The organism is Kitasatospora sp. NPDC001603 (genome assembly GCF_040298365.1).
In the GTDB taxonomy this organism is placed as follows: Bacteria; Actinomycetota; Actinomycetes; order Streptomycetales; family Streptomycetaceae; genus Kitasatospora.
Genome location: NZ_JBEPAA010000152.1, coordinates 1 through 6,113 on the forward strand (window position 1 = coordinate 1; position 6,113 = coordinate 6,113).

The following is a 6,113-nucleotide window of genomic DNA, read 5'->3' on the forward strand; positions in this document are numbered from 1 at the left end:
CCCGGCCCGCGGGGGGGGCGGTCTTGGGGACGCGCGTCCGCCCCCCCTGACCGCCGGCGGGCCGGCGCTCCCGCGGGAGCGCCGGCCCGCACGGGCCTGCGGCCCGGTCAGCCCAGCAGGCGGCGCAGCCGCTCGCCGGCCGTGCCCAGCACCGAGCGGGCCTCGGCCAGCCGCTCGGGCGTCACCCCGCCGTCCCGGGCCGCGTCGCGGACCTGGTCCCGGAAGCGGTCGAGCAGCCGCTCCAGCTCGCGGGCCGGATCACCGGCCGGGTCGGTCGCGGTCCAGGCCGGAAGGTCGGCCGGGGCGGTGCCGGCCGGCTCGTCCTTGTCGAGGTCGATCCGGGTGACCCTGACCTTCTCGGCGGGTGCCTCGGCGTCCTGCGCCGGGTGGCCCCAGCGGGCGGCGTCGGCCAGCCCGGCCAGACCCTTGGTGAGTTCGGAGAGCCCCTCGGCCAGTCCGGTCGGCCAGTCGCCGCGGGCCGCGTGGTCGCGGACCTGCTGCTCGACCCGGCGCTTGATCCGCAGCGCCTCCTGCTGGGCGGCCGTCCGCGCCGCCCGGGACTGCTCGCGGAGCCTGCGGGCCTCCTCCTCGGCGGCCTTCGCCTTGGCCTTGGCCGCCTTCTCCTGCTCCTTGGCGCGCTTGGCCTGCTCCTTGGCCTGCTTCTTGAACTGGGCGAACTCGTCCTTGGCGCGCTGCCAGGCGTCCTTGTCCCCCCAGGGGCCGGCCCACGGGTCCCCGCTCTCGGCGCCCTCCGGGCGGGGCGCCTGCTTCGCCGCCCCCCACAGCTCCTCGCGCAGGCTCCGGGCGCCGTCCCGGACGTCCTCGCGGATCGCCCCGGCGAGCTGGGCCACCGAGTCGCGGATCTCCAGCTCCAGCTCGTCCAGCTCGCCCTGGCGGGCCGCCAGCTCGCTCCGGCCGGCCTCGGTGAGCCGGTAGACCTTGCGGCCGCCCTCGGTGCTCTGCGTCACCAGGCCCTCCTGCTCCAGCTTGGCGAGCCGGGGGTAGACGGTGCCGGCCGAGGGCGCGTACAGGCCCTGGAAGCGCTCCTCCAGGAGGCGGATGACCTCGTAGCCGTGCCGCGGTGCCTCGTCGAGCAGCTTCAGCAGGTAGAGGCGAAGGCGGCCGTGGCCGAAGACGGGGGTCATCTCAGACCTCCTTGGTGAGGTCGGGGCCGGTGCCGAGGTCGGGGCCGGCCGGGAGTTCCTTGACGATCACGGGGCCGTCGTCCTCGGCCTCCGGCCGGCGGAGCACGGTGACGGCGCCGGAGACGGTGGTCACCACCAGGTTGCCCCGGCCGTCCCCGAGCTTGCCGGAGAGCCGCTTGGCGCCCCAGGAGCCGCCGACCTTGAGCTGCTCGAAGGTGCTGGTGACGTCCCCGCTGTTGGTACCCGCCTCGACCTTGGTGTCGACCAGCGAGGGCAGCCGGACGCCGACCGAGCCGCTCACCGTGGTGACCCGGATCTCCGACGGGGTGGCCACGTCGAGGTCGAGGGTGACGTCCCCGTTGACCGAGTGGACCTGCACGTTGTCCGAGGTGCCGGCGACCAGGGTGACCTGCCCGGAGGCGGTGTTGACCTTGAGGTCGCCGGAGAGCGACTGGGCGTCGACGTCCCCGGAGACGGTGTGGGCCTCCGTCCGGCCGGTCAGGCCGACCAGGGTGGCGTCGCCGCTGGCGCTGTGCACCGAGACCGGCGCGGTGATGCCGGAGACGGTGGCGCCGGCCGAGACGGTGCCGGCCTTGACCTTGGCGCCGGCCGGTACGGCCAGCGAGACCACGGCCCGGCGGGTGCGCCGCAGCCCGCCGAAGAACGACTTGATGGACTGCACCGACTTGACCGACTCGCCGAACTCGCTCCAGCTGAGGTCCTTGTAGGTGACCGTCAGCACCCCCTCGGCGAGGGTGACCTGAAGGGGCTCGCCCTCCAGCTCGGTGACCTCCAGCCGGGCCGGGCCCTCGGTGGCCACCACGTTCACGGCGCCTCCGACGATCCGTACGTGGAGGGCGTCGACCTCCCCGTCGATGGTGATCCTGTCGGGGCCCTCGACCGTCCACTGGCTCATGTCTGCCGCCTCCCGTTACGACTCGCGATGTATCGCGTCCTCTTCCAAAGACGATATATCGCGTGACGGCGAAGTCAAGGGATCCGGCCCCGGGGGCGCCCCGGAGAGCGACCCGGAACGAACCCCGAGACGCCCCCTACGGGGCGCGGCACGCGAAGGGCCCGGGAGGCGGGTGCGGTTTCTAAGGGTCGTTGCAACACGTGGTCGGTTGTTCAGGCCGCGAGCAGTTTATGCAGGCGCTCGGCTGGGGTTTCCCAGCCGAGCGTTTTGCGTGGCCGGCCGTTGAGCTCGGCTGCCACGGCGGTCAGGTGCTCCGCGGTGTGGGCGGCCAGGTCGGTGCCCTTGGGGAAGTACTGCCGCAGCAGGCCGTTGGTGTTCTCGTTCGAGCCGCGTTGCCAGGGACTGGCGGGGTCGCAGAAGTAGACGGGGATGTCGGTGGCGACGCTGAAGGAGCCGTGGGCGGCCATCTCGGCGCCCTGGTCCCAGGTCAGTGAGCGCGTCAGGTGGGCGGGCAGGGTCCGGACGGCGTCCACGAGGGCGTCGCGTACCTGCTCGGCGGTTCGGCCGGCGGGCAGGTGCAGGAGCATCACATAGCGGGTGGCCCGCTCGACGAGGGTGCCGATGGCGGAGGCGCCGTCCTTGCCGATGATCAGGTCGCCCTCCCAGTGGCCGGGCACGGCTCGGTCCTCGACTTCGGCGGGGCGTTCGCTGATCATGACCATGGGGTGGGCGAACCTGGGTCTGCGTGCGGCGGCCTGGCGGTGGGGAACCCGGCGGGCGCGTCCGGTGCGTAGGGCCGCCGCGATCTCGCGGCGCAACTCGCCCCGGCCCTGGATGTAGAGAGCCTGGTAGACCGTCTCGTGGACCACGTGCATCTCCGGCCGCTCGGGAAAGGTGTCCCGCAGAGCCTGGCAGATCTGCTCGGGGCTCCACTTCACGTTCAGGTGGTCCTGGATGAAGCCCCGGAGCTCCGGGTTGTCGGCGATCTTCCCCGTCTTCGGGCGGGGCCGACGGGCATCGGCCCGGGCCTGGGCCGCGTGCGGGCGGTAGGCACCGCTGGAGGGGTGGCGATTGCGGCGGATCTCCCGGCTGACCGTGGAGGGGCTGCGGCCCAGCTCGGCCGCGACCTCACGGATCGTCGCCCTTTCCCGCAGCCGGTCGGCGATGTGGATCCGCTCGGCCTCGCTCAGGTACCGGGACGGCGAGCAGGGCGGTACCACCGCGTTGATCGGTGGTACCGCCCTGCTCGTGCCGGACGCACCGCGTCCGTTGCGCCAGCGTCTGCCGGTCTTCGGATTCACCCCGACGATCCGACACGCTTCCGTGTTGCTCAGTCCCTGCCGCATGAGCAGGGAGTATGCCGCTCGCTCCCTGTCAAGCCGCACAGGCCCCTGAGGGTCCCGCCTCTCCCGGATCTTGAAGTCCATCGCATCCCCTGAGCTGGGGCGTTGCGACGACCACTAGAACCTAAGGGGTGCCTCCCGGGCCCTTCGGACACGGTCTACCGCGTCACTCGTCGTCCTCGTCGTCGAGCCGGGCCAGCCAGGTGGCCAGCCGTTCGACCGGGATCTCGAAGTCCGGGTTGAGGTCGACGAACTCGCGCAGGCGCTCGGCCAGCCACTCGAAGGTGACCTCCTCGTCGCCGCGCCGGTTCTGCAGCTCCTCGATGCCGCGGTCGGTGAAGTACACGGGTTCGCTCCGGTCCGGTGGGGATTCGACCTGGTCAGGATAGTCCGGGCGGGCGCCCGGTCAGCTGGCCCGCCAGGTGCTCACGGTGAGCTTGACGGCGCCGGTGGTGCCGTCGGCGATCTCGACCACCGCGATGGCGATGTTGCGGGTGAGCCGGTCGCGGACGCAGAGCAGGCGTCCGGGCGAGACCCGGTTGAAGGACAGGTCGGTGTCGGGCCGCGAGTCGATCGCGATCGCGCACTGCTCCGGGGTCACGCTGGCCTCGGTGATCACCGCGAAGTCGGACTTGTCGTCCCCCGCCGTGGTGAAGGAGTTGGCCTTGCTGCTGATGCCGGTGGCGTTCAGCCCCAGGCCCCACTTGAGGTCGTTGCCGCGCGGCACGACCGTCCCGCCGTCCAGGTCGATCCGGTAGGAGTCGTAGTACGCCTCGGTGCCGGGGATGGCCAGCGGCTTCTTGTCGAGCAGCGGCGTGTAGCCGACCGGCCGGGCGGGCGCGGTCACGCCGTTGCTGGTCGTGGCCGACGGCGCGGCCGTCACCTTCCCGGCGGACGACGGGGTCGGCGAGGGGCTGTGCGAGCCGGCCGCCCCGGCGTCCGCGGTCTGCGACGGCAGTGGCTGGGGCTGGTTGCCGGGGCTCTGCTGGGCGGTGCTCGCGCTGTCGTTCTTCTTGTTGTCGTCGCCGAGCTTCTTCACCAGTACCACGCCGCCCGCGGTGCCGCCGAGGGCCATCACCAGGGCGACCACCAGCAGGACCTTCCAGGAGACGCCCTTGCGCCGGGGCTCGGGCGCCGGGGTGTCCGTCACCACCGGGCCGGGCGGCGGGGTGTCGTAGGACGGCGGCTCCTGGCGCAGCTGAACGGTCGGCGGCGAGGGCAGCACCGGCGCGGTGGGGGCCTCGTAGCCGGGCTGCGGAGGGCCGTACGCGCCGAGCGGCGGCGGGGTGAAGCCCGGCGGCGGGGTGACCGGCTGCGGCCGGGGGGTGCCGAAGTCCGGAACGCCGAAGGAGGCCGCGGTGGCCGGGTGGGTCGGCGGCGCGAAGGGCTGCGGCGGGGTGGTCGGCGGGCCGCTCGGAGGCGCGGTGGGCGCGGCCGGCAGCGGGGTCGGCGGGGTCTTCGGCAGGTCCGAGCGGCGGGTGATCTCGGTGTTGACCTGCCGGGGCAGCCAGTCGTCGGCGAACCGCAGCTGCCCGCCGACCGACGGGTGGTTGCGGGCGATCTGGATGATCTCGGCGGGCTTCGGGCGGTCCTCGGGGGACTTCGCCAGGCAGCGCATGATCAGCTCGCGCAGGTCGGCCGGCACGGCGTCCAGGTCGGCCTGCTCGTGCACCACCCGGTAGAGCACGGCGGTGTCCGGGCCGTCGCCGAACGGCGCGGTGCCGCCGGCCACGTACGCGGCCAGCGCGCCGAGCGCGAAGACGTCGGTGGCCGGGGTGACCGGGCGGCCCTGTGCCTGCTCCGGCGACATGAAGGCGGGCGAACCGATCCGGTAGCCGGTGCCGGTCAGCGCGGTGGCGTCGGCGGCCCGGGCGATACCGAAGTCGATCACGCGCGGGCCGTCGCCGGCCACCAGCACGTTGGCCGGCTTGAGGTCGCGGTGCACCACCTCGACGCTGTGGATGGCCTGCAGCGCCTCGGCGATGCCGCCCATCAGCAGCAGCACGGTGCGCACCGGCAGGGCGCCGTTCTCGCGGACCACCTGCTGCAGCGACGGGCCCGGCACGTACGCGGTGACCAGCCAGGGGGCGTCCGAGTCCAGGCCGCCGGAGTCGATCACCTGGGCCGTGTAGAGGCCGTGGATCCGCTGGGCGTTGCTGACCTCCTGCGCGAAGCGGCGGCGGAACTCGCCGTCCTCGGCGAACTCCGGGCGGACCACCTTGAGCGCCACCGGACGGCCGCCCGGGGTGTACGACAGGTAGACCCGGCCCATGCCGCCGGCGCCGAGGCGGGCGAAGAGCCGGTAGCCGCCGACCTCGCGCGGGTCGTCCGGGTGCAGCGGCTGGAAGACCGGCGGGAGCGGCGAGGCCGTGGCGTCCCGTGGTGTGTCGGCGGTCATGTGGTGATCCCCCTGGGAGAGCGGTGAGGTCATCCGGTCGGTCACGGGCGCGGTGAGGGCGCCCGGGCATCGGTCCGGCGAGGCATAACCTACCGACCCGTCAGCTGTGCTCGCAGGTCGGTGGCCGTTTGGTTGCAGAGCTGGAACCTTGGCACGGCGCCGTCACACGGGCGCGGGACACCGGAACGGCCCCGGCCCCCGCGCGGTGTGCGCGGGGGCCGCGATCGGCGGCGAGCCGGACCCCGCCGGGTGAGGTGCAGGCCACCACCAGCGGCGGGCCGGCCACCGGGCGCCCCGAGGCGGTGAGTTCG

The 6,113-nt window shown here is 73.7% G+C and carries 5 protein-coding genes; all 5 read right to left on the minus strand.

Annotated features, from left to right (window positions below; translation table 11 throughout):
• Window positions 1-107: 107 nt before the first annotated feature.
• On the minus strand, window positions 108-1,145 hold the full coding sequence (locus ABT263_RS38330; RefSeq protein ID WP_329489569.1) for a PadR family transcriptional regulator: 1,038 nt from the start codon (window positions 1,143-1,145) through the stop codon (window positions 108-110).
• Window position 1,146: 1 nt separating this feature from the next.
• On the minus strand, window positions 1,147-2,061 hold the full coding sequence (locus tag ABT263_RS38335) for a DUF4097 family beta strand repeat-containing protein (RefSeq protein ID WP_329489570.1): 915 nt from the start codon (window positions 2,059-2,061) through the stop codon (window positions 1,147-1,149).
• A gap of 212 nt (window positions 2,062-2,273) precedes the next feature.
• On the minus strand, window positions 2,274-3,488 hold the full coding sequence (locus ABT263_RS38340) for an IS30 family transposase (RefSeq protein WP_352298482.1): 1,215 nt from the start codon (window positions 3,486-3,488) through the stop codon (window positions 2,274-2,276).
• Window positions 3,489-3,570: 82 nt separating this feature from the next.
• Window positions 3,571-3,750, minus strand: a complete 180-nt coding sequence (locus ABT263_RS38345) for a DUF6104 family protein (protein ID WP_063347844.1) — start codon at window positions 3,748-3,750, stop codon at window positions 3,571-3,573.
• A gap of 60 nt (window positions 3,751-3,810) precedes the next feature.
• On the minus strand, window positions 3,811-5,802 hold the full coding sequence (locus tag ABT263_RS38350; protein WP_352298485.1) for a serine/threonine-protein kinase: 1,992 nt from the start codon (window positions 5,800-5,802) through the stop codon (window positions 3,811-3,813).
• Window positions 5,803-6,113 lie beyond the last annotated feature (311 nt).